The organism is Citrobacter sp. Cpo015, from assembly GCF_030333035.1.
Lineage (GTDB): Bacteria > Pseudomonadota > Gammaproteobacteria > Enterobacterales > Enterobacteriaceae > Citrobacter > Citrobacter portucalensis.
Map to the genome: position 1 here is coordinate 136,731 of NZ_JAOWGS010000034.1, position 20,627 is coordinate 157,357.

17 protein-coding genes and 1 pseudogene are annotated in these 20,627 nt (G+C 53.2%); 3 read left to right on the plus strand and 15 right to left on the minus strand.

Going from position 1 to position 20,627, the window contains the following annotated elements:
* Nucleotides 1–26 precede the first annotated feature (26 nt).
* Complete coding sequence (gene selO, locus OGY67_RS13920) at nt 27–1,469, plus strand: protein adenylyltransferase SelO (protein ID WP_267454241.1); 1,443 nt, start codon at nt 27–29, stop codon at nt 1,467–1,469.
* Here the strand turns inward: selO and OGY67_RS13925 are convergent.
* The 8 genes from OGY67_RS13925 to ppsR all read right to left on the minus strand — a co-directional run bounded on the left by OGY67_RS13925 (nt 1,466) and on the right by ppsR (nt 9,549).
* Nucleotides 1,466–2,245 carry a heme ABC transporter ATP-binding protein gene (locus OGY67_RS13925; protein ID WP_153753236.1) on the minus strand — a complete coding sequence of 260 codons (780 nt, stop codon included), beginning with the start codon at nt 2,243–2,245 and terminating at the stop codon, nt 1,466–1,468. The genes selO and OGY67_RS13925 overlap by 4 nt on opposite strands.
* Nucleotides 2,238–3,230 carry a FecCD family ABC transporter permease gene (locus OGY67_RS13930; protein ID WP_003832595.1) on the minus strand — a complete coding sequence of 331 codons (993 nt, stop codon included), beginning with the start codon at nt 3,228–3,230 and terminating at the stop codon, nt 2,238–2,240. Before OGY67_RS13930 ends, OGY67_RS13925 begins: the two co-directional genes overlap by 8 nt.
* Entirely contained in the window at nt 3,230–4,051 is an 822-nt protein-coding gene (locus OGY67_RS13935; protein ID WP_234692326.1) for a heme/hemin ABC transporter substrate-binding protein, read from the minus strand. Before OGY67_RS13935 ends, OGY67_RS13930 begins: the two co-directional genes overlap by 1 nt.
* A complete protein-coding gene (gene chuS / locus OGY67_RS13940; protein ID WP_234692325.1) occupies nt 4,048–5,079 on the minus strand; it encodes a hemin-degrading factor in 1,032 nt (343 codons plus the stop codon). The genes OGY67_RS13935 and chuS overlap by 4 nt, the downstream gene beginning before the upstream one ends.
* A 47-nt stretch (nt 5,080–5,126) precedes the next feature.
* Nucleotides 5,127–7,109, minus strand: coding sequence for a TonB-dependent hemoglobin/transferrin/lactoferrin family receptor (locus OGY67_RS13945; protein ID WP_286574068.1), 1,983 nt, complete (start codon nt 7,107–7,109; stop codon nt 5,127–5,129).
* 74 nt (nt 7,110–7,183) lie between these two features.
* Nucleotides 7,184–7,372: a hemin uptake protein HemP gene (gene hemP, locus OGY67_RS13950; protein ID WP_125363165.1), complete on the minus strand. Its 189-nt coding sequence runs from the start codon at nt 7,370–7,372 to the stop codon at nt 7,184–7,186.
* Nucleotides 7,373–7,542: 170 nt separating this feature from the next.
* A complete protein-coding gene (gene aroH, locus OGY67_RS13955; protein WP_003030555.1) occupies nt 7,543–8,589 on the minus strand; it encodes a 3-deoxy-7-phosphoheptulonate synthase AroH in 1,047 nt (348 codons plus the stop codon).
* A gap of 126 nt (nt 8,590–8,715) precedes the next feature.
* Complete coding sequence (gene ppsR, locus OGY67_RS13960; protein WP_003832602.1) at nt 8,716–9,549, minus strand: posphoenolpyruvate synthetase regulatory kinase/phosphorylase PpsR; 834 nt, start codon at nt 9,547–9,549, stop codon at nt 8,716–8,718.
* Between the two features lie 328 nt (nt 9,550–9,877).
* On the opposite strand from ppsR, the gene ppsA reads away from it, so the two are divergent.
* Nucleotides 9,878–12,256, plus strand: a complete 2,379-nt coding sequence (ppsA, locus tag OGY67_RS13965; protein ID WP_234692323.1) for a phosphoenolpyruvate synthase — start codon at nt 9,878–9,880, stop codon at nt 12,254–12,256.
* Nucleotides 12,257–12,323: 67 nt separating this feature from the next.
* Here the strand turns inward: ppsA and fadK are convergent, their stop codons facing one another.
* The 5 genes from fadK to OGY67_RS13990 all read right to left on the minus strand — a co-directional run bounded on the left by fadK (nt 12,324) and on the right by OGY67_RS13990 (nt 17,402).
* A complete protein-coding gene (fadK, locus tag OGY67_RS13970) occupies nt 12,324–13,961 on the minus strand; it encodes a medium-chain fatty-acid--CoA ligase (RefSeq protein WP_071446893.1) in 1,638 nt (545 codons plus the stop codon).
* Between the two features lie 82 nt (nt 13,962–14,043).
* Nucleotides 14,044–14,337, minus strand: a complete 294-nt coding sequence (locus tag OGY67_RS13975; RefSeq protein WP_286574069.1) for a ferredoxin family protein — start codon at nt 14,335–14,337, stop codon at nt 14,044–14,046.
* Nucleotides 14,334–15,623, minus strand: coding sequence for an FAD-dependent oxidoreductase (locus OGY67_RS13980; RefSeq protein WP_032943174.1), 1,290 nt, complete (start codon nt 15,621–15,623; stop codon nt 14,334–14,336). The genes OGY67_RS13975 and OGY67_RS13980 overlap by 4 nt, the downstream gene beginning before the upstream one ends.
* A gap of 57 nt (nt 15,624–15,680) precedes the next feature.
* Nucleotides 15,681–16,616: an electron transfer flavoprotein subunit alpha gene (locus OGY67_RS13985; RefSeq protein WP_057067844.1), complete on the minus strand. Its 936-nt coding sequence runs from the start codon at nt 16,614–16,616 to the stop codon at nt 15,681–15,683.
* A gap of 21 nt (nt 16,617–16,637) precedes the next feature.
* Nucleotides 16,638–17,402, minus strand: a complete 765-nt coding sequence (locus tag OGY67_RS13990) for an electron transfer flavoprotein (RefSeq protein ID WP_020996442.1) — start codon at nt 17,400–17,402, stop codon at nt 16,638–16,640.
* A gap of 506 nt (nt 17,403–17,908) precedes the next feature.
* Here OGY67_RS13990 and OGY67_RS13995 point away from each other — a divergent pair.
* Nucleotides 17,909–18,799 (plus strand): AraC family transcriptional regulator, encoded by an 891-nt coding sequence (locus OGY67_RS13995; RefSeq protein ID WP_008784594.1) that lies wholly within the window; start codon nt 17,909–17,911, stop codon nt 18,797–18,799.
* Between the two features lie 54 nt (nt 18,800–18,853).
* Here OGY67_RS13995 and OGY67_RS14000 read toward each other — a convergent pair.
* Together OGY67_RS14000 and OGY67_RS14005 are read right to left on the minus strand one after the other, a co-directional pair.
* Nucleotides 18,854–19,858: pseudogene (locus OGY67_RS14000) on the minus strand (acyl-CoA dehydrogenase); the annotation flags it as partial.
* Between the two features lie 16 nt (nt 19,859–19,874).
* A protein-coding gene (locus OGY67_RS14005) for an IS1-like element IS1B family transposase (RefSeq protein WP_095033700.1) occupies nt 19,875–20,572 on the minus strand; the annotation gives its coding sequence in 2 pieces (ribosomal slippage) (nt 19,875–20,323 and nt 20,323–20,572; 699 coding nt in all).
* Nucleotides 20,573–20,627 lie beyond the last annotated feature (55 nt).

Consider the following 20,627-nt stretch of genomic DNA (forward strand, 5'->3'; position numbering starts at 1 on the left):
AGTCTACACTAGAGGCAGGAGGCCCTATGACCCTGTCTTTTACCACTCGCTGGCGTGATGAACTACCAGCAACCTATACCGCGCTTTCACCCACCCCTCTGAAAAACGCGCGCCTTATCTGGCATAACGATGCGCTGGCGGAGCAATTAGCCATTCCTGCGGCGCTATTTGATATTCCGACTGGTGCAGGCGTTTGGGGCGGCGAATCGTTGCTTCCCGGGATGTCGCCTTTAGCCCAGGTTTATAGTGGGCATCAGTTCGGCGTCTGGGCTGGTCAGCTTGGCGACGGACGAGGGATCCTGCTGGGCGAACAACAGCTCGCGGATGGTTCAACGTTTGACTGGCACCTGAAAGGCGCCGGACTCACACCGTATTCCCGCATGGGTGATGGGCGTGCCGTGCTGCGCTCGACCATTCGTGAAAGCCTGGCCAGTGAAGCGATGTACTACCTGGGAATACCGACCACGCGGGCATTGTCGATTGTCACCAGTGACACGCCGGTTTATCGCGAAACGGTAGAAGCAGGGGCGATGCTCATTCGCGTGGCGCAAAGCCATATGCGGTTTGGCCATTTTGAGCATTTTTACTATCGCCGAGAGCCGGAAAAAGTGCGCGAGTTGGCTGACTTTGCGATTCGCCATTACTGGCCGCAATGGCAGGAAGAAGCCGATAAGTATCAGCTGTGGTTTAACGATGTTGTCACGCGTACTGCGACGTTAATCGCTGACTGGCAGGCGGTAGGATTTGCACATGGTGTTATGAACACGGACAACATGTCGATTCTGGGTCTGACGATGGATTACGGTCCATTCGGTTTTCTTGATGATTACGTGCCTGATTATATCTGCAACCACTCTGACAACCAGGGGCGATACAGTTTCGATAACCAACCGGCTGCCGCGTTGTGGAACCTGCAACGTCTGGCGCAAACCCTGTCGCCGTTTATCCAGGTCGAGGCGCTAAATGATGCGCTGGACAGTTACCAGCTGGCGCTATTAACTCGCTATGGTCAGCGGATGCGGCAAAAGCTCGGCTTCTTTAGCGAGCAGAAAGACGATAACGAACTGCTTAGCGAACTGTTTAGCCTGATGGCGCGAGAAAGAAGCGACTATACGCGAACGTTTCGCATGCTCAGCGAAACGGAGCAGCACAGTGCGCAATCTCCGTTGCGCGATGAGTTTATCGACCGCGCAGCATTTGACGACTGGTTCACGCGGTATCGCTCGCGCCTTCAGCAAGACAATATTGCCGATGCAGTCAGACAAACACAGATGAAGGCGGTAAATCCGGCGATGGTATTACGTAACTGGCTGGCGCAACGGGCGATTAGCCAGGCAGAGCAGGGGGATTACGCCGAACTGCACCGGTTGCACCAGGCTTTGCGTACCCCGTTTGCCGATCGCGATGATGACTATGCCAGCCGTCCACCTGACTGGGGCAAACGGCTGGAAGTGAGTTGTTCAAGCTAAGGGGCCAGAAATACCTGCGGGGAGGCGTTGGCCGGATGCTGGCCAACGTGTACCTGAGCACCGTACCAGCGCTTCAGATCATCGGCCTGTAACACAGTTTCCGGTGTTCCCTGCGACACCAGCCTGCCGTTGTGCAGCAGCACTATTCTGTCTGCCCACAGTGCGGCGAGGTTCAGATCGTGAAGCACAATGCACACATGCAGCTCACCCGAAGCGGTTAGCGTTTTTAGCATGCGCAACAGATGCTGCTGGTGGTAAAGATCCAGCGCGGAGGTCGGTTCATCAAGGAATAACCAACCGCGAGGCGCACCGTCGCACCAGAGTTGCGCCAGCGCACGGGCTAACTGCACTCGCTGTTGCTCGCCGCCGGAAAGCGCGGCGTATTGCCGGCCTGCCAGAGGCGTACATCCGGTCATCTCCATTACCTGTGCAATAAGCTCAGGTTCCGGTCGTTGGGTCCAGGGCGCGCGACCCATCGCGATGACGGCCTCTACCGGCCAGTCAAATCCCAGTTGCGTTTGCTGACGCATTACCGCCCGGTGTCGCGACAGCATTTGGGTAGGCCACTCCTCCAGCGGTTTGCCCGCCAGCACACAGCGCCCGGTAGCCGGTTTCAGAAAACCGGTCAGCAAGCGTAGCAGAGTGGATTTCCCCGCACCGTTTGGGCCGATGAGCGCCACCAGTTCACCTTTTGTAAGGGCGAGTGATACGTCGTCGATCACCGCTCTGCCAGCTACGTGATAGTGAAGCCCTTCAGCGATGAAATGTTCAGCCATGCGGTCCTCGCTGACGAAAAATAAGCCATAAAAACCACGGTGCGCCGAGAAGACTGGTCAACAGACCGACCGGCATCTCCGCAGGCGCAACCGCCGTACGGGCCAGTGTGTCGGCAATCAGCAATAAAAACGCGCCCGCCAGCACGGAACCCGGAATAACGGCCCGATGGTCTGAGCCAAGCCACATACGTATTAAATGTGGGATGACCAACCCGATAAAGCCAATCACGCCGCTTACCGCCACGGCTGAGGCAACCAGTAGTGCGCTACAAAGCAGCAAAATACGCTGGATTGTACGCACATCAACGCCGAGATAATGCGCCTCTTCCTCACCCAGTTGCAGAAGATTCAGCGCCGGAGCAAGTCGCCAGATGATCAGCACTGTCGGGATTGTCAGTGAAGTAACAGCCAACAGTGTGGACCACTGCGCGGCCCCCAGACTTCCCATTCCCCATAGCGACAGCTGGCGCAGTTGCGCATCATTACTGACCCACGACAAAACGCCAACCGCCGCCCCACAGAGCGCGTTAATGGCAATGCCGACCAGCAGCAGGCGTGAGAGTGAACCGTCGCGCTGTTGGCTAAGGATAAAAATCACTACGGTTGCCGCCAGCGCGCCGAAAAAAGCGGCCAGCATTGGAGCATACAACATCAGCAGCGCGGGCAAGGAGACAGGCAGCACCACCCACAGGGCCACAGCGCAGGCGGCGCCGCTGCTTATTCCCAGTAATCCAGGGTCTGCAAGTGGATTGCGAAACAGCCCCTGCATCACGCAGCCCGCGAGCGCCAGAGAGCCGCCAATCACCAGCGCCAGCAGGACGCGGGGCAGACGAATCGTGAGCCAGATTTGACGCAGTGCCTCATCGCCATCACGCCAGAGCAGACTTACCGGCAGGCGCAACGCGCCAAAACCGGTAGCCAGAACCGTCATTACAACCAGCATCAATGCCAACATCCACAATGAACAGGTGATCCGCCGGGACATCAGGGCAATTGCTCCGCTTTAGCACGAAGCTGCAAAATAGCCTGTGGCGTGCGAACGCTGAAGCCCAACAGCGCCATATCGTCAACCTGCAATACCTGTTTATTCCTTCCGGCAGGTGTTTGCGCAAGTCCCGGTAGCGCCCACAGGTTTGCCTCGCCACCCATCGCCTTAACACCTTCTTGTGAAATCACTACCAGATCGGGCTGGCTGGCAATGATGCCTTCTTGTGACAGCGGCTGATAGCGATTAACGCCCTGCATCGCGTTGCGTAGACCTGCGGCACGAATCGCCGCATCGGCTCCGGTTTGCTGGCCCGCCGCCATCGCGGTCATCCCGCCATGATTGAGAATAAACAGCACACGTTTATTAAGTTCAGATGACGGGAGCGTCGCCAGTTCCTGACGTAACGTTGCGCGCAGCGTTTCGCCGTCGGCCTCCCGATGAGTAGCCTCGGCGATAACCCGAACTTTTTCATCAATCGCGTTAAGATCGTTGCTTGCTGGGATCGTGACAACCCTGACGTTGCTCTGCTCGAGCTGTTTTAACACCAGAGAAGGCTGCGCCTGCGCGCTGGCAAGGACCAGCGTAGGGCGTGTGGCAAGGATCCCCTCGGCGTTGAGCTGGCGCAAATAACCAACATCAGGTAACGCGGTTGCCGCAGCAGGCCATTGGCTGGTGCTGTCTCTCGCCACAAGGGAGGGTTGTGCTCCCAGTGCGTATACGATCTCGGTGACATCGCCACCGAGGACAACAACTCGTTCCTCGGGCGCAGCCAGTGCGGCGAAGGGCAGCAGCACGATCAGGGCCAGCAGTTTTTTCATGCGGCCAGTCCTTTCGGCGTTAGCGCGTCAATCTGTGTGCGCCATTGCGTCTGTTCCGGCTCGCCTTCCGTACGTTGACCATACAGTTGTGCGATTTGCGTACCGTCGGCAGCAAACAGTTCCAGACTGGTGACGTGGCCATCGACGGTCGGTTTGCGCGTCACCCACGTTTCGGCCACGCTCTCTTCCAGCAGATGCAGGGTAAAGGTTGGGTTGAAGATGTTTAGCCAGCCTTTCATCGGTACCAGTTTTTCAATCACGCCGGTAAAAATCTGTACACAGCCGCGATTACCCACAAAAACCATAATTTCGTTGCCATCCTGACGCGCGGTGTCGAGTAACTGCGCCAGTGCACTATTAGAAACCTTACAGGCCAGATCGTCGCCTACCAGATTAAATGCCTGTTGGCGGGTGAGTTCATGGCGTTTCAGCAGACCGAAGAACTGGTGGACATCGGTCATCGCTCGCCACTCTTGATCAACGGTCTGCGCATCGACCGTGACGGCGGCAGGCGCGGAATTGTTGGCGGGTTGCAGTGCCAGCGGCGGGTTTTCTGCAAAGATGAAACGGGTCAGCAACGCTGCCCATTCCTCAACGAGGGTATTTTGCGTGGTATAGACCTTCAGCAGCGCATCACCCTGATGGTCGAAGAACTGAATGCTCTGACGCTCACCATGGGCGGTTGTTTCGCTGATATGAAAGGTGCTGGCCCACTGACTCAGGAACAGACGCAGATCGAGGGCGCGCGGATTGAGAACCAGCCCAGCATGACCGTTGAGGTGCTGATTGGTAAAAGCACCTACCTGCTCATGTACTGCGTATTCATTGCGGCAAATACATTTGGTTTCGCCAACTGCTTCCAGTGCGCTGAGAATTTCACGCACTTCGCCACGTAAGCGCCAGGCATCGTGACCGACGCGTGCAAAGGTCAGTTCGGCTTCGCTAATATTCATCAACCCCGCAATATCACGTGCGTATTTGCCAGGATTTTCTTTCTTCAGTTCCAGCCAGCGTGTGTAATGATTCATTGTCTCTTCCTTCCAGATTGCGGCCCCGGCGAACCGGGGAAAAGTGATTACCACTGATAACTCACGAAAATTTTGCCATTACGACCATCCTGCGGAATGCCTTGCGGCGACCAGTACTCTTTGTCGAAGGCGTTGCCCAGTACCAGCGTGGTGGTCATGCCTTTCAGCGCTTGTTGGCCCTGATAGCTGACGTAGAAATCGTTTACCGCATAGCCGGGCTGTTTAGCGTAGGTGCTGCTGATATGCGTTGAACGGTCAGCAAATGTCCCTATCCAGCCGACAGAGAAACCGCTGTGCGCAACCGGCACATTCAGTTTGCTGGTGACGGTGTCTGGGTTAATGCTTGAAATGTATTCGCCGGTGTCAGTATCTTTTCCGCGTGTGCGGTTATAGGCCATGTCGAGGCTGAACAGATCGGTGGAATATTTCGCCATCACATCCCAGCCCCAGATTTTGGCGTTGGGTACGTTATAGGACATGGTTGTCGCAGCGGCGAAATCGACGCTGGTGGAGATGTAATCTTTCGCTTTGGTGTCGAAATAGCTGGCTTTAAATTCGAGCGCGTCGCTCGCCATCAGAAGATCGTCAAAGCGCAGGCCAAATCCGTATTCCTGTGTTTCGTTGGTTTCCGGGCGCAGGTTAGGGTTTGGCACCCAGTAGTTGGTGTAAAAACGACCAATCGAAAAGTGTTTCGCATCGTTATACATCTCGCCCATAGTCGGGGCACGGAAAGCCTGAGCGTATGAACCGAACAGCATCAGCCAGTCAGTTGGCGCAACCGTTAATCCGGCGCGGGACGACCATTTATCGGCATCGACATCGTCATAACCGTCGCTGCTGCCGCGATAAGAGTCATAACGGGTACCGCCCAGCAGCGTAACCGGCAGGTCGCGCAGGGTGATTTCATCCTGGAGCCAGCCGGAGCTGAAATCGATCTTAGCCTCCGGGAAACCAGTTGTTGCTCCTCCCGGTTGTTGTTCCTGACGATAGTATTCACCGCCGTAGGTCAACAGGTGAGATGCAAAAGAGTCGGTAAACAGGCGGCTGCGGTTGTCGATCTTCCCGCCTTTGGTGGTTTGCTTGCGAAATTCGCCAGTGTTATCTGCGTTCTGAGCATTAATGCGCGCTTCGGACCAGTAGATACGGGCGTCAGCGTTCAGCCAGTCATTGTCTGCCGGAGCGAGCGAGTAGGTCAGTTGCGCATCACGCTGGATCGTTGAACGGTTGGTCATCGGGTTGCTGGCATCCACCGCGCTGGTCTGCGGGTTTTTAGGTTCCCGGGCGTCATTGTTGTAGTAACGCAGCGAACCGGCCAGCGTCTGGGCGCTGTCAATTTTCCAGCTACCTTTGGCCAGCATATTGTTAATTGCTTCGTCATTCGGCGCAGTAGTACCGTCACTCTGGCGTAAATCACCGCGATCGCGGCTGGACCAGGCAAGCAGTCCGTCCAGCGTATCGGTACGGCCATACGTGCTGGCGCCCATGCCGAGACTGTGATCGCCGGTCGCCGCGGTACCGAACACGCGATAACCACTGTTTTTCCCGACTTCCAGTAGATCTTTGGCATCTGCAGTGTCATAGGCGATCACGCCGCCTAGCGCGCCGCTACCGTACAGTAGTGCGGAAGGGCCACGCACGACTTCGATGCGTTTGATAAGCGCCGGGTCGAGGAAGGTACTGTTCAGGTGTCCGGTGTCGGTTCCCTGACGAACGCCGTCAACCAGTACCAGAACGCCGCGTCGATCGTAGCCGCGCAGATTCACGTCCTGGCCGTTGGTACGGCCCGTACCGTCAAGGGTCAGGCCTGGAACCTTACGTAACAGGTCGGCAGCCGAGCTGGCGGTTTGGTTTTCTGGGGCGGTGGCGTCAATGACGCTGACCATCATTGGCGCTTCAAAGGCGCTACGGGCATTGCCGGTGGCGGTAACGGTCATATCCTCGACCGCCGCCCAGGCGACGGCGGGCAGGTTACTGATAATCGCCAGCGCCAACAGCGATGGGCGCAGGGAAGCGGTGTGCAGGTAAGGCATAGCAACTCTCCATTAGGAAATCGAAAAGCGCTGGCTGCCTGGGTATGACCTGGGTGGCTGGCGAAATGTGTTGTTTATTTAGTCAGAATGAGTTTTCCGGCTTGTGTCTGGCGCAGCAGGTAGTGCTGACCATCATGTTCTATGATCACGCGTCCTTCGTTACCAAGCAGGGTTTTACTGTCAATTCGTCGCTCGTTTGGCGCGACGAAAGGCGGTGTTTTGTCTTTTGCGGGCGTTGCCGTTGTGTTATCCATACGTGACATAGTGTTTAAAAATAACAATCAATGTAACAATGATAATCATTATCATCAAACTACAAATTTGCGGCAAGCGTTTTTGTGAAATAATTGTGACGAGAACGTTTTTTGCGCAATAAGCAAGGGGAAAACAAGGGATTAGCGCCGGGCAAGCTGATATTGCCCGGCGAACAGCATTAAAAACGGCTATCAACCGCAGAGGCGAGTTTTTCAACCAACAGTTCAGTATCTTCCCAGTTCAGGCACGGGTCGGTAATGGACTGACCGTAAACCAGCGGCTGGCCGCTAACGATTTTTTGCGTACCTTCACGCAGGAAACTCTCCGCCATAATCCCGGCAATCGCCGTCGAACCATTGCGAATTTGCTGGCATACATCATCACAAACGTCCAACTGACGGCGATGCTGCTTCTGGCAATTGCCGTGGCTAAAATCGACTACCAGATGCTCAGGCAGAGAAAATTCGTGCAGGGTATCGCAGGCGGCGGCAATATCTTCAGCATAATAATTCGGCTTTTTACCGCCACGCATGATGATATGCCCGTAAGGGTTACCGCTGGTCTGGTAAATGGTCATCTGACCGGTTTTATCCGGCGAGAGGAACATGTGACTGGCGCGGGAGGCGCGAATCGCATCGACGGCGATGCGCGTGTTGCCATCCGTTCCGTTCTTAAAGCCAACCGGGCAGGAGAGCGCGGAGGCCATTTCACGATGGATCTGACTTTCGGTGGTGCGCGCGCCAATAGCTCCCCAACTGATTAAATCAGCAATAAACTGGCCGGTCACCATGTCGAGGAATTCAGTCGCCGTGGGGACGCCCAGTTCGTTGACCTGCAACAGCAGTTTTCGCGCCAGTTCAATACCGTGGTTCACACGATAACTGCCATTCAAATCCGGGTCGGAAATCAGGCCTTTCCAGCCTACGACGGTGCGTGGTTTTTCAAAATAGGTACGCATCACGATTTCCAGACGCGCCTGGTGCTTAGTGCGCAGCGCCTGTAACCGTGTCGCGTATTCCATCGCGGCATCAAGATCGTGAATCGAGCAGGGACCTACGATCACCAGTAAACGGGGGTCTTCACCATTTAAAATTTTTTCTATCCGACGTCGGGAGTCCGTAACATGACGGGCGACGGAGGACGAAACAGGATGCCGTTGCGCAAGCTCTGCTGGAGTGACCAGGTTGTCAATACGCGCAGTACGGAGTTCATCGGTTCTGTTCATTACTTGTCTCAGAAATTTGTTGCTTCAACGGCAGGACTACCGGGAAGTGATGTACATCACAATATCACACTCATCCTGCCTGGTGGCGAGCATAATAACAAAAAATCGAACCAATGCACTAGCATTCTAGTACATGCGGCGATTCAGTCCCATGATATCGAGGATCTTGGTAGCAATCTCTTCTACCGAATAATTGGTACTGTTCAGCCAGGGGATCTGGTTTTTCCGATAAAGCGCTTCCACCTCAGCAACTTCCATACGGCACTGACGCAGCGAGGCGTAACGGCTGTTCTCACGGCGTTCTTCGCGGATGGCCGCCAGGCGCTCAGGGTCGATAGTCAGACCGAACAGCTTATGCTGCAACGGCTTCAGGGAAGTGGGCAGCACCAGATTATCCATATCATCGGCAATAAAGGGGTAGTTGGCCGCGCGGATACCAAACTGCATGGCCAGATACAAACTGGTCGGGGTTTTGCCGCAACGGGAAACGCCGAGCAGGATCACCTGCGCCTGATCGAGGTTGCGCAACGAAATACCGTCGTCGTGGGCGAGGGTGTAGTCAATGGCAGCAATGCGCGCGTCGTACTTGTTGAGGTTACCGGGATTCAGACCGTGCGTGCGGTGGGCGATAGGCGTAGGGTCGAGTTTCATCTCGTGCTGCAGTGGGGCAACCAATGCCTGCACGATATCCTGACAAAACCCTTCGCTTTGCAGAATGATCGAGCGAATTTCCGGCAGGACGATGGAGTAAAACACTAAAGGGCGCACGCCAGTTTGTTGGTAGATAGCGTCAATCTGGTCTTTAACCGCGCGCGCACGACTCTCATTTTCCACAAACGGCAGCGTAATACTGCTGATCGTGACCGGAAATTGCGACATCACCGCGTGACCCAATACCTCGGCGGTGATGGCCGTACCATCAGAAATATAAAATACGTGACGATCAACAGCATTATCCATTTTGCTCATCCTGGGGCAGATATAATTCTCTGAAAGCATAAATTAAAATTCGCCAGAAGCGAATATTGCGGCATCTATTTTATAAAATGAAACGGTATTTTTATATTTAATGAAAAGTACATTTCATTTTTCGGAACAAATGTTTATACCGGTCATTTTTGTGGTGATCCCGTGTGGCTCGCGGGTTTGCGCAAATGCGGAAACAATCTGAAAAAATAAAAAATAAAGTTGCTTGAACGATTCACCGTTTTTTTCGCCGGAGTAAATATGCCAAGATAATTACGCAAAATTGAGTTTCCTAACCTCGTTCATATATAAGGATTGTTCGATGTCCAACAATGGCTCGTCACCGCTGGTGCTTTGGTATAACCAACTCGGCATGAATGATGTAGACAGAGTTGGAGGCAAAAATGCCTCCCTGGGTGAAATGATTACTAACCTTTCAGGTATGGGTGTTTCCGTACCGAATGGTTTTGCAACGACCGCCGATGCGTTTAACCAGTTTCTGGACCAGAGCGGTGTAAACCAGCGCATTTATGAGCTGCTGGATAAAACGGATATCGACGATGTCACTGAGCTTGCGAAAGCCGGGGCACAGATCCGCCAGTGGATTATCGACACTCCTTTCCAGCCCGAACTGGAAAATGCCGTCCGCGATGCCTACGCGCAGCTGTCAGCGGACGATGCCAATGCCTCTTTTGCCGTGCGTTCTTCCGCTACCGCAGAAGATATGCCAGATGCGTCATTTGCCGGTCAGCAGGAAACCTTCCTCAACGTCCAGGGATTTGATGCCGTACTGGTTGCCATCAAACACGTATTTGCCTCGCTGTTTAACGACCGCGCGATCTCTTATCGTGTTCACCAGGGCTATGACCACCGTGGCGTCGCACTTTCTGCTGGCGTTCAGCGGATGGTGCGTTCTGACCTCGCGTCCTCAGGCGTAATGTTCTCCATCGATACCGAATCCGGTTTCGACCAGGTTGTCTTTATCACGTCCGCCTGGGGCTTGGGCGAAATGGTCGTGCAGGGCGCCGTTAACCCGGATGAATTCTACGTGCACAAACCGACCCTGGCGGCTAACCGTCCGGCGATCGTCCGTCGCACAATGGGATCGAAAAAAATCCGCATGATTTACGCGCCGACCCAGGAACACGGTAAGCAGGTGACCATTGAAGATGTCCCGCAGGAACAACGCGACATTTTCTCCCTGACTAACGAAGAAGTGCAGGAACTGGCCAAGCAAGCGGTGCAGATCGAGAAGCACTACGGTCGTCCAATGGACATCGAATGGGCGAAAGACGGCCATACCGGCAAGCTGTTCATTGTTCAGGCGCGTCCAGAAACCGTGCGCTCTCGCGGTCAGGTGATGGAGCGTTATACGCTGCATGCTCAGGGTAAAATTATTGCTGAAGGTCGCGCCATCGGCCACCGCATTGGCGCGGGTCCGGTCAAAGTCATTCATGACATCAGCGAAATGAACCGCATCGAACCAGGCGACGTACTGGTTACCGACATGACCGACCCGGACTGGGAACCGATCATGAAGAAAGCGGCAGCAATTGTCACTAACCGTGGCGGTCGTACCTGTCACGCGGCAATCATTGCCCGTGAACTGGGGATCCCGGCCGTGGTTGGCTGTGGCGATGCGACCGAGCGCATGAAAGATGGTGAGAAGGTAACTGTCTCCTGTGCCGAAGGTGACACCGGTTATGTTTACGCTGACATGCTCGATTTTAGCGTAAAGAGTTCCAGCGTGGAGACCATGCCGGATCTGCCGTTGAAGGTGATGATGAACGTCGGTAACCCGGACCGGGCTTTCGACTTTGCCTGTCTGCCAAACGAAGGCGTCGGCCTGGCGCGTCTGGAATTTATCATCAACCGCATGATTGGCGTACACCCGCGTGCGCTGCTGGAGTTCGATGACCAGACGCCTGAGCTGCAAAATGAAATCCGCGCCATGATGAAAGGTTTCGATTCTCCGCGTGAATTCTATGTCGGTCGTCTGATGGAAGGGATCGCGACGCTGGGTGCGGCGTTTTATCCAAAACGCGTCATCGTGCGTATGTCTGACTTTAAGTCCAACGAATATGCCAACCTGGTCGGCGGTGAGCGTTATGAACCGCATGAAGAGAACCCGATGCTGGGCTTCCGTGGGGCGGGCCGTTATGTTGCCGACAGCTTCCGCGACTGCTTCGCGCTGGAATGCGACGCAGTAAAACGTGTCCGTAACGACATGGGCCTGACTAACGTTGAAGTGATGGTACCGTTTGTACGTACCGTTGCCCAGGCGAAAGCGGTGGTGGAAGAGCTGGCACGCCAGGGGCTGAAACGCGGCGAGAACGGACTGAAGATCATCATGATGTGTGAGATCCCGTCTAACGCCTTGCTGGCCGAGCAGTTCCTCGAGTACTTCGACGGCTTCTCCATCGGCTCAAACGACATGACGCAGCTGGCGCTGGGTCTGGATCGTGACTCTGGTGTGGTTTCTGAACTGTTTGATGAGCGTAACGACGCGGTGAAAGCGCTGCTGTCGATGGCGATTCGTGCAGCCAAGAAACAGGGTAAATACGTGGGTATTTGCGGCCAGGGACCTTCTGACCACGAAGACTTCGCGGCCTGGCTGATGGAAGAGGGGATCGACAGCCTGTCGCTGAACCCGGACACCGTCGTACAAACCTGGCTGAGTCTGGCGGAACTGAACAAGTAATATCATGCCTTATCCGGCCTATTCAACGTAGGCCGGATAAGATGCGTGAGCATCGCCATCCGGCGCTTTATCCTGTAATACTCTCCACGCTCAAACGCTGAATAATATCCTGACGAAGCTGGTATTTTTGTACTTTACCGGACGCCGTGCGCGGTAATTTCTCCACGATCACAATGTGCTCAGGGTATTTATACTTTGCCACCCGCTTGCGGCTAAAAAAGGCCACCACTGATTCCAGCGACAACGAATGATGCGGGGGTTTTAGGACCACGTAAGCACACGACCTTTCACCTAAGCGTTCGTCCGGCATCGCGACAACACAGGCATCGTGAATGCGAGGATGCTGCAATAAAATATCCTCAACTTCGCGGCTGCTGATGTTTTCTCCACCGCGGACAATGATATCTTTTTTCCGTCCGGTGATTTTGATGTACCCCGCATCGTCCATTCGGCATAAGTCGCCGCTGTAATACCAACCGTCTTGATCCAGCGCGCGGGCGGTAAGTTCGGGTTCATCGAGGTAGCCCATAAACACATTGGGACCACGCGAAGCTTCTTCACCTTCTACCCCCGCGGGCAACGTATTGCGTGCTTCGTCGACCACTTTAATTTCGACGCCTGCAGCAGCATATCCGTCGGTATTCATCATGCGAGAAAGCGAATCATCGAGATTGACCAGCGCATGCGGTGAACTCTCTGTCGAGCCATAAATGCTTAATAATTTTATGCCGAGCTGCTGGCAGTCACGGGCAATCTTCTGTGGAATGGTTGTGCCCCCACATAAGAAAAAGCGTAGCGATGAGAGATCGCGTGGTCGTTTTTCCATGCTACACAACATGTCGTAGACGAAGGGCGTTGCGCCGAGCACACAGGTACAGCGTTGTTGCTCCAGCAGTTCAAGACAGGCGGTTGGGGTGAAAATATCTAACAATACGCTGCGTGCGCCGATTAAAAACGGTGCAGTAACGCCATGCAGAAAACCGGTAGCGTGTCCCAGTGGTGCGGGCATCAAAAACACATCCTGCCAGGTGAGATTGAGGCGGGCACAGTAGGCGCGCTCGCTGGCAAGGATGTTGTTGTGGGTCAGCATTACGCCTTTTGGCATTCCCTCGGTACCGGAGGTAAACAACACTGCCGCCAGTTCATCGGCGTGAACATTAATCGTCTGGGTTAAAGGCGGAGCTAAAAGCAATTGACTGAGCGCCAGCGAGGTCGTTGCCGGAGCTAGTTTATCCACGGCAACGATCTGTTGCAGATGCGGCAACTGGTTTTGTAAGGGGAGGATCAGATCGACCGGTCGGGTCTGTTTAAACAGCGTCGGTGCGAAAAAAATCTTCGCTTTGCACTTATTTAGCACCCATACCAGCTCTGCTTCACGCCACGCTGGCAGCAACGGTACGGAAACGGCCCCGATTTTCAGGCAGGCCAGGTAGATAATCGTAAACTCGCACCAGCCCGGTAACTGGAAGGCAATGCGATCGCCGGGTTGAATACCGCAGGCTAAAAACCAGGTTGCCAGACTGCTGGCCGCGCTGTCGAGTGCAGCATAGGTGTATGAAGCGCCATGGTTATCAACCACGGCGATTTTATCTGGCATGGCTCTGGCTGTTTGGTTCCAGTAATCGCCAAGCGAAGCATCTCCCCATAAACCCTGTTGCCGCCAGACTTCGCGGCGTTCGGCGTTAAACGTTAGTGTGATACTCATGAAGTTATTCCCAGGATGATTTCGGCATACATCTGACCGGATGGCCGGCGTGGCCGATCCGGTGTACTACAGGCAAAATCCATTAGCCGTAGCGAAAATCAACGCCAAATGTTCCGACCGGATATTCCCATTGGTCGAGGAGCGTGTCGCCGCACAGTACTCGACACGTTCCGCACTCCAGGCAACCAGCAGAATCAAAATGAATGTTTCCACTCTCATCCTGCTTATACAGCCCGGCGGGGCAGGCTTTCAGCAGCTTGCGAAATTCATTAAGGTCTGGATGTTCGGCCAGGATAATGTGCGGGTGGCCTTCATCGACATTGAATTTATTGACGCCCAGTTTGACGTCAACGTTAACGGTATTGTCCTGATTCATAGTGCAGTTGCCCCCTTGATACCGTCTTTCAGTAAGTTCATCAGCCCGATTTGTTTTGCGTGGGACATAATCATCTTGCGAACCGGTTGATTTGGACGTCCGTCAACGGTGAACATATCGCTCATGATGTCGGCCACCATACGCGGATACTGAGTGAACAGCCGTGGGTTTTCCATTAACGCCGGGATCTTGCGAAAATGCTGTAAATCACGCATCACACAGCCCTGTTCGAGCGCGCGCTTGTAGTCCATCAGGCTGCTGGCAGAGAAATCCTGGCGTTCTTTTGCTGCAATAGCTGTTTGGGCAGCGGCTTCTGCGGAAGCGATGGCCAAATCCATACCTCGCACCGTGAAACCCAGGTTCAAACAGAAACCGGCGGCATCGCCCACGATCATCACACCGTCATCGACCAGCTTTGGAACCATTGCCAGACCGCCTTCCGGCACCATATGCGCGGAATATTCCAGTAGTTCTCCACCGGCAATCAATGGCCGAATAGTTGGATGTTGCTTAAAGTCTTCCAGCATTTGTGGAATGCTTTTTGTGGCATGGGCAATATCCCCCAGACCACACACCAGACCCAGAGAGATGGAGTCCTGGTTGGTATACAAAAATCCGCCTCCCATCAACCCATCAGACGGTGAGCCCGCAAACAACCAGGCCGCGCCTTCATTACCTGAAAGATTGAAGCGATCTGCAATGACCGCTGGAGGTAAGCCGATCAGCTCTTTTACGCCAACGGCATAGTGATGTGCAGAAGAGGGCGGAACCATCCCCAGGGAACGCCCCAGCATAGAGTTGACGCCATCGGCAAGGATGACAATATTGGCTTCCAGGATATCGTCACCGGCCTGAACTCCGGTAACCTTATTACCTTCGCGGATCAGGGCATCGACGCGCACGCCGGGGATGAACTGCACGCCAGCTTGTTCCGCCTTATCCATTAGCCATGGGTCAAGTCTGTTGCGCAAAACGGTATACGAATCCTGCGTTGGTGCGTCAGCTTTTTCACGATGGAAATCGAGAGTGACGGCGCTTTCTTCGGTCAGAAAGGAGATTTTTTCGCGGGTGACTTTACGCTCGAGCGGCGCTTCCTGCGCGAACCCCGGCATGATGCGCTCAAGACTATGTGCATAGAGTCTTCCGCCGGTCATATTTTTACTACCAGCACTGTTACCGCGCTCGATGACCAGTACGTCCAGTCCGGCCTGAGCCATCACGTAGCCTGCAACCGTACCCGCCACGCCAGCACCGACCACAATGGCATCAAATTTTTCATCTGACATGCTTTATGCTCCCTTCCCGCTGCGAGGGCAGCGGGATATGTGCGTTAAATGTGGGGGTTAGCGGCTGAGATGCTCGATAAGAGCCGGAACGACTTTGTAGATGTCGCCGACCAGTCCGTAATCGGCGTAATTGAAAATAGGGGCTTTCTTATCTTTGTTGATGGCAACAATGACTTTCGCGCCGTTACCGCCAACCATATGCTGAATTTGTCCCGAAATGCCGAGGGTGAGGTAAAGGTCCGATTTCAGTAACACGCCAGAAACACCGATGTAGCGTTCGCGTTCCATCCAGTTTTCGCCTTCGGCAATCGGTCGTGAACAACCCACTTCTGCACCCAGTACAGATGCCAACTGGTGCACCATCTCCAGATCGTTTTGCGCAACCAGGCCGCGGCCCACACCCACCACACGTTTGGCTTTGCTGAGATCCACGCTGCTTACGGATTTGGCGCGACGTTCCTGGCACATAATTTCATGGTGCGGTGCGATGTAAGGTGCAGAGACAACAGGGCAGGTATGTGAAGCATTAGCCTCTACCGGTTCAAGTACACCTGGGGCAAGGGTGATAATTGCCTGAGTTGTTTTGATTTTTTCTTTGCCGAATGCCAGGCCACCGTACATACGGTGTTCTGCGAACAGTGAGCCATCATCAAGCGTTACCGACGTGGCGTCATTTACCATCGCTGCATTGAGCTGAATACTTAACCGCGCACCAAGGGATTTAGCGCGTTTAGTCGCTGGCATCAGCAATAGTCCGGTATGTTCTTGTATCAGGGCGGCGATGGTCTCGGCGAAATTTTCAACACGCTGTAAACCAGACGTTGTTTCAAGCACGACAATCTCATCGGCACCCAGAGGTTTAACCTGATTGGCCTGTTCGTTGCCTTGTACAATAAGGTGTACCTGTTCACCCCACAGGCGTGCGCCGGCCATTAATTCTGCATAGCGTTCTACGTTATCGCTGAACACCCATACGTTAGCTAATTTACTCATGATAATTTCTCTCTGTTGGGCTTAGTTCAGGGCTTTTTTCAGATGCTCAGCCAGCTCGGCGATGGCTTCTGCTGAGTCATTTTCCAGAATGATGTGCTTACGTTCTGTTTGTGGCGGAACGGTGAGGCTCACCAGTTCTGCTAACGGTGAGGCAGGTGTCCAGCCAATATCGCTGGCTTGCCACGGTGTGACTGGTTTTTTACCTGCGCCCAGAATGGCTTTCATCGAGGGAATACGCGGCGTGTTGATATCCGAGGTTACGCACAGCACGGCGGGGAGCGACAGTTCAATCACTTCAACTTCGTCTTCCAGCGTACGTTCAACCACAATGCGATCGCCGTTACGTTGGATGTTGCTGACGGCGTTAATCACCGGAAGTTGTAAGAGTTCGCCAACCAGTAAGCCAACCTGCTGGGCGTAGATGTCTCCAGACCCTTCGCCGAACAGCATCAGGTCGAATTCAATGTTTTTGGCCGCGCAGGCCAGCGCCTGAGCCGTGTCTCGCGGTAATGAATGCTCCAGTTGGGGATCCTGCACCATAAACAAACTGTCCGGCCCGCGGGACAGTACGTCTTTACGCACTTTGGAGTTTTGCAGTAGCGAGCCGCCAACCGTTAAGGCGACAATTTCATCACCTTCCGCACTAAGTTGCGTCGCGGCCTCTATTGCATTCAAATCAAACTGACTGATTTTGGCATCGGCCCGGTCAAAGTTAAGCGAACGTTCTGGGGTAACAACAATGTCCTGTTCTTCAGGCACCAACTTAAAGCAGGTTATTAGTTTCATGGCATCTCCAGTGATTCTCGTGTGGATGATGACGGGGAGTGACATCATCAACAGTAGGGAAAATTGACTGAAAATAGTGTGCGGCAGAGGGAGACTGTTTTCGACGGGGCAATCTGTTTTCATTCCCAACAATCTTGCAAAAAAAAGGACTTTAGGAATGCTGAGTTTATGAACGTAAAGACGACGTCGGGTGTTAAAGTGATAAATATGGAAATAAAATCGAGACGTTTTTTTGAGAAATGGATCATATTTTTATCCGTTTCTGCATGCACTTTGTTTCTGGTGTGTAAATTATTATTGCTGACTTAATAACATTTACACTTTCCTGTTATTTTAAAATAAAAACAATTTGCGTGAGCAGCGTGCTGAAGTTGGAGGTGTCATCTTGCAGACGAGGCAAATAATTTTGTTTCGCCTGGACAGAATAACGTTGTATAACGTCTTCATCGTTTTTACTTTTCGATATTAATTATCCGCAAAATTACTGCCTTTCGGTGGAGGTTGTCATGTATCAACGCTGTTTTGATAATGCCATGGAGACCCTTTTTGAACAGGGAAAAACCCCGAGATTTTCGCGATTCGTCATCAGTGATGATCCTAACTGGGAGTCGGGTCATCATGTTCATGACAATGAAACAGAGCTTATCTATGTAAAAAAGGGTGTCGCAAGACTAATTATCGACTCTTCGCTGTATGTCGCACATGCGGGTGACATCGTAGTGATAGAACAAGGGCGGTTACATGCGGTTGCTTCCGATAGCAGCGCACCTGCAACCACTTACACCTGTGCGCTCTACGGCTTTCGTTTTAACGACTGGCAGGAGAACCAACTCTTGCAGATGCACTCGTGTCCGGTTATTAACGTCAGCCAGGGCAAAGAGGTTATTAAAAGTATCTTTAATGAACTGAGTGTTATGATCCCGCAGAGCAAGAATAACCTGACGTCTTCCGCTTATGACGCCTTCGCTTATGCATTAACCGTTTTATATTACGAAAACTTTAAAAATGCTTATCGTTCTGAGCAGGGATATATTAAAAAAGATATCTTAATTAAAGATGTGTTGGTTTATTTAAATAACAACTTTCGAGAGAAAATTACGCTGGAACAGTTGTCTAAGAAATTTCGTGCCAGCGTGAGCTATATCTGTCACGAGTTTACTAAGGAGTATCGTATTTCGCCGATTAATTATGTGATTCAGCGGCGAATGACAGAGGCAAAATTTGCCCTGACGAATACGGAGTCCTCGTTGGCAGAAATTTCCTGGCGGGTAGGGTATGAAAATGTCGATCACTTTGCCAAACTCTTTCAGCGGCATGTGGGTTGTACCCCCAGCGATTATCGTAAGCAGTTTAAAAATAACCTTGTAGAACAGGAATGTTTGATGCCAGAAATATGATTCACCTGGCACGTGCCGGATAACGCATTTGCGCTATCCGGCAAGCATTACTGCTTACTTATTCTGATAATCTTTCAGGATTTGGCGACCCGCGACGTAAATCATGATTTCATCTGTACCACCGCCAATGCGTTCACAGCGGACATCACGCCAGAAGCGGGAAACGCGTGCTTCGTCGGTGTAACCCAGCCCACCCATAATCTGAATGGCGTCATCAATCACTTCCATTGCAGTACGTGCACAATACAGTTTTGCCAGCGCTGCACTGGTGCGCAGAGACTGTTCCTGATCGGCCTGCCAGGCGACTTTTAACACCATATTGCGCATGTTATCGATTTTAATCGCCATCAGCGCCAGTTTTTCCTGGATCATCTGATTGTGACCAATTGGCTTACCGAATGCGATGCGCTGGTTGGCGTAACGGGCGGCATCTTCGAAGGCGCATTCAGCAAAACCGGTACTGCGCGCAGCGTTGATCAAACGTTCCATTTCGAAGTTGTACATGACGTTGAGGAAACCCATGCCTTCCTCTCCGACCATATCGCTTTCGTCCACTTCGACGTCATCAAGATAAACTTCGCAGGTGCTGAGCATATGCCAGCCGATTTTATGCAGCGGATTAACCTTAATGCCGGGTTTTTTCGAATCGACCCACCACAGCGTAAAGGCTTTTTTCGGATCTTTTGGCTCCGGATCGCGGGCCAGTACCAGCATATAGGGATACTCTTTCGCGCCGGTGATAAAGGTTTTCTGCCCGTTGAGATAGACCTTACCGTTTTTGCGAGTGTAGCTGGTGGTCGCGCTGTTGTTGTCGGAGCCAGCTCCCGGTTCGGTTAATGCCAGCGCATACGCTGGATCGCCCGTTTCCATGGTGCTTTCTGCGGTCTTACGCAGCTGTTCAGCGGATCCAAAACGACGCATACTGTGAATGCACTGACCGTTAGTGATCAAAAAAGCGGGTGCGCCGCATTTTGAAACTTCCATCAGCGCCAGCATCTGTGTGACGTAATCTGCCGGGATGCCACCAAACTCTTCCGGAACGCCCAGCATCGAAATACCGGGTAATGACTCCAACTTATTGATAGTGTTTTATGTTCAGATAATGCCCGATGACTTTGTCATGCAGCTCCACCGATTTTGAGAACGACAGCGACTTCCGTCCCAGCCGTGCCAGGTGCTGCCTCAGATTCAGGTTATGCCGCTCAATTCGCTGCGTATATCGCTTGCTGATTACGTGCAGCTTTCCCTTCAGGCGGGATTCATACAGCGGCCAGCCATCCGTCATCCATATCACCACGTCAAAGGGTGACAGCAGGCTCATAAGACGCCCCAGCGTCGCCATAGTGCGTTCACCGAATACGTGCGCAACAACCGTCTTCCGGAGCCTGTCATACGCGTAAAACAGCCAGCGCTGGCGCGATTTAGCCCCGACGTATCCCCACTGTTCGTCCATTTCCGCGCAGACGATGACGTCACTGCCCGGCTGTATGCGCGAGGTTACCGACTGCGGCCTGAGTTTTTTAAATGGCGGAAAATCGTGTTGAGGCCAACGCCCATAATGCGGGCGGTTGCCCGGCATCCAACGCCATTCATGGCCATATCAATGATTTTCTGGTGCGTACCGGGTTGAGAAGCGGTGTAAGTGAACTGCAGTTGCCATGTTTTACGGCAGTGAGAGCAGAGATAGCGCTGATGTCCGGCGGTGCTTTTGCCGTTACGCACCACCCCGTCAGTAGCTGAACAGGAGGGACAGCTGATAGAAACAGAAGCCACTGGAGCACCTCAAAAACACCATCATACACTAAATCAGTAAGTTGGCAGCATCACC

Coding starts and splice junctions, on each gene's coding strand:
- OGY67_RS13985 (WP_057067844.1), bottom strand. CDS start 16,616: ATGAGTAAATTAGCTAACGTATGGGTGTTCAGCGATAACGTAGAACGC.
- OGY67_RS13980 (WP_032943174.1), bottom strand. CDS start 15,623: ATGTCAGATGAAAAATTTGATGCCATTGTGGTCGGTGCTGGCGTGGCG.
- OGY67_RS13945 (WP_286574068.1), bottom strand. CDS start 7,109: ATGCCTTACCTGCACACCGCTTCCCTGCGCCCATCGCTGTTGGCGCTG.
- OGY67_RS13990 (WP_020996442.1), bottom strand. CDS start 17,402: ATGAAACTAATAACCTGCTTTAAGTTGGTGCCTGAAGAACAGGACATT.
- selO (WP_267454241.1), top strand. CDS start 27: ATGACCCTGTCTTTTACCACTCGCTGGCGTGATGAACTACCAGCAACC.
- ppsR (WP_003832602.1), bottom strand. CDS start 9,549: ATGGATAATGCTGTTGATCGTCACGTATTTTATATTTCTGATGGTACG.
- chuS (WP_234692325.1), bottom strand. CDS start 5,079: ATGAATCATTACACACGCTGGCTGGAACTGAAGAAAGAAAATCCTGGC.
- OGY67_RS13935 (WP_234692326.1), bottom strand. CDS start 4,051: ATGAAAAAACTGCTGGCCCTGATCGTGCTGCTGCCCTTCGCCGCACTG.
- OGY67_RS13995 (WP_008784594.1), top strand. CDS start 17,909: ATGTATCAACGCTGTTTTGATAATGCCATGGAGACCCTTTTTGAACAG.
- hemP (WP_125363165.1), bottom strand. CDS start 7,372: ATGTCACGTATGGATAACACAACGGCAACGCCCGCAAAAGACAAAACA.
- fadK (WP_071446893.1), bottom strand. CDS start 13,961: ATGAGTATCACACTAACGTTTAACGCCGAACGCCGCGAAGTCTGGCGG.
- aroH (WP_003030555.1), bottom strand. CDS start 8,589: ATGAACAGAACCGATGAACTCCGTACTGCGCGTATTGACAACCTGGTC.
- OGY67_RS13930 (WP_003832595.1), bottom strand. CDS start 3,230: ATGTCCCGGCGGATCACCTGTTCATTGTGGATGTTGGCATTGATGCTG.
- OGY67_RS13925 (WP_153753236.1), bottom strand. CDS start 2,245: ATGGCTGAACATTTCATCGCTGAAGGGCTTCACTATCACGTAGCTGGC.
- OGY67_RS13975 (WP_286574069.1), bottom strand. CDS start 14,337: ATGAATCAGGACAATACCGTTAACGTTGACGTCAAACTGGGCGTCAAT.
- ppsA (WP_234692323.1), top strand. CDS start 9,878: ATGTCCAACAATGGCTCGTCACCGCTGGTGCTTTGGTATAACCAACTC.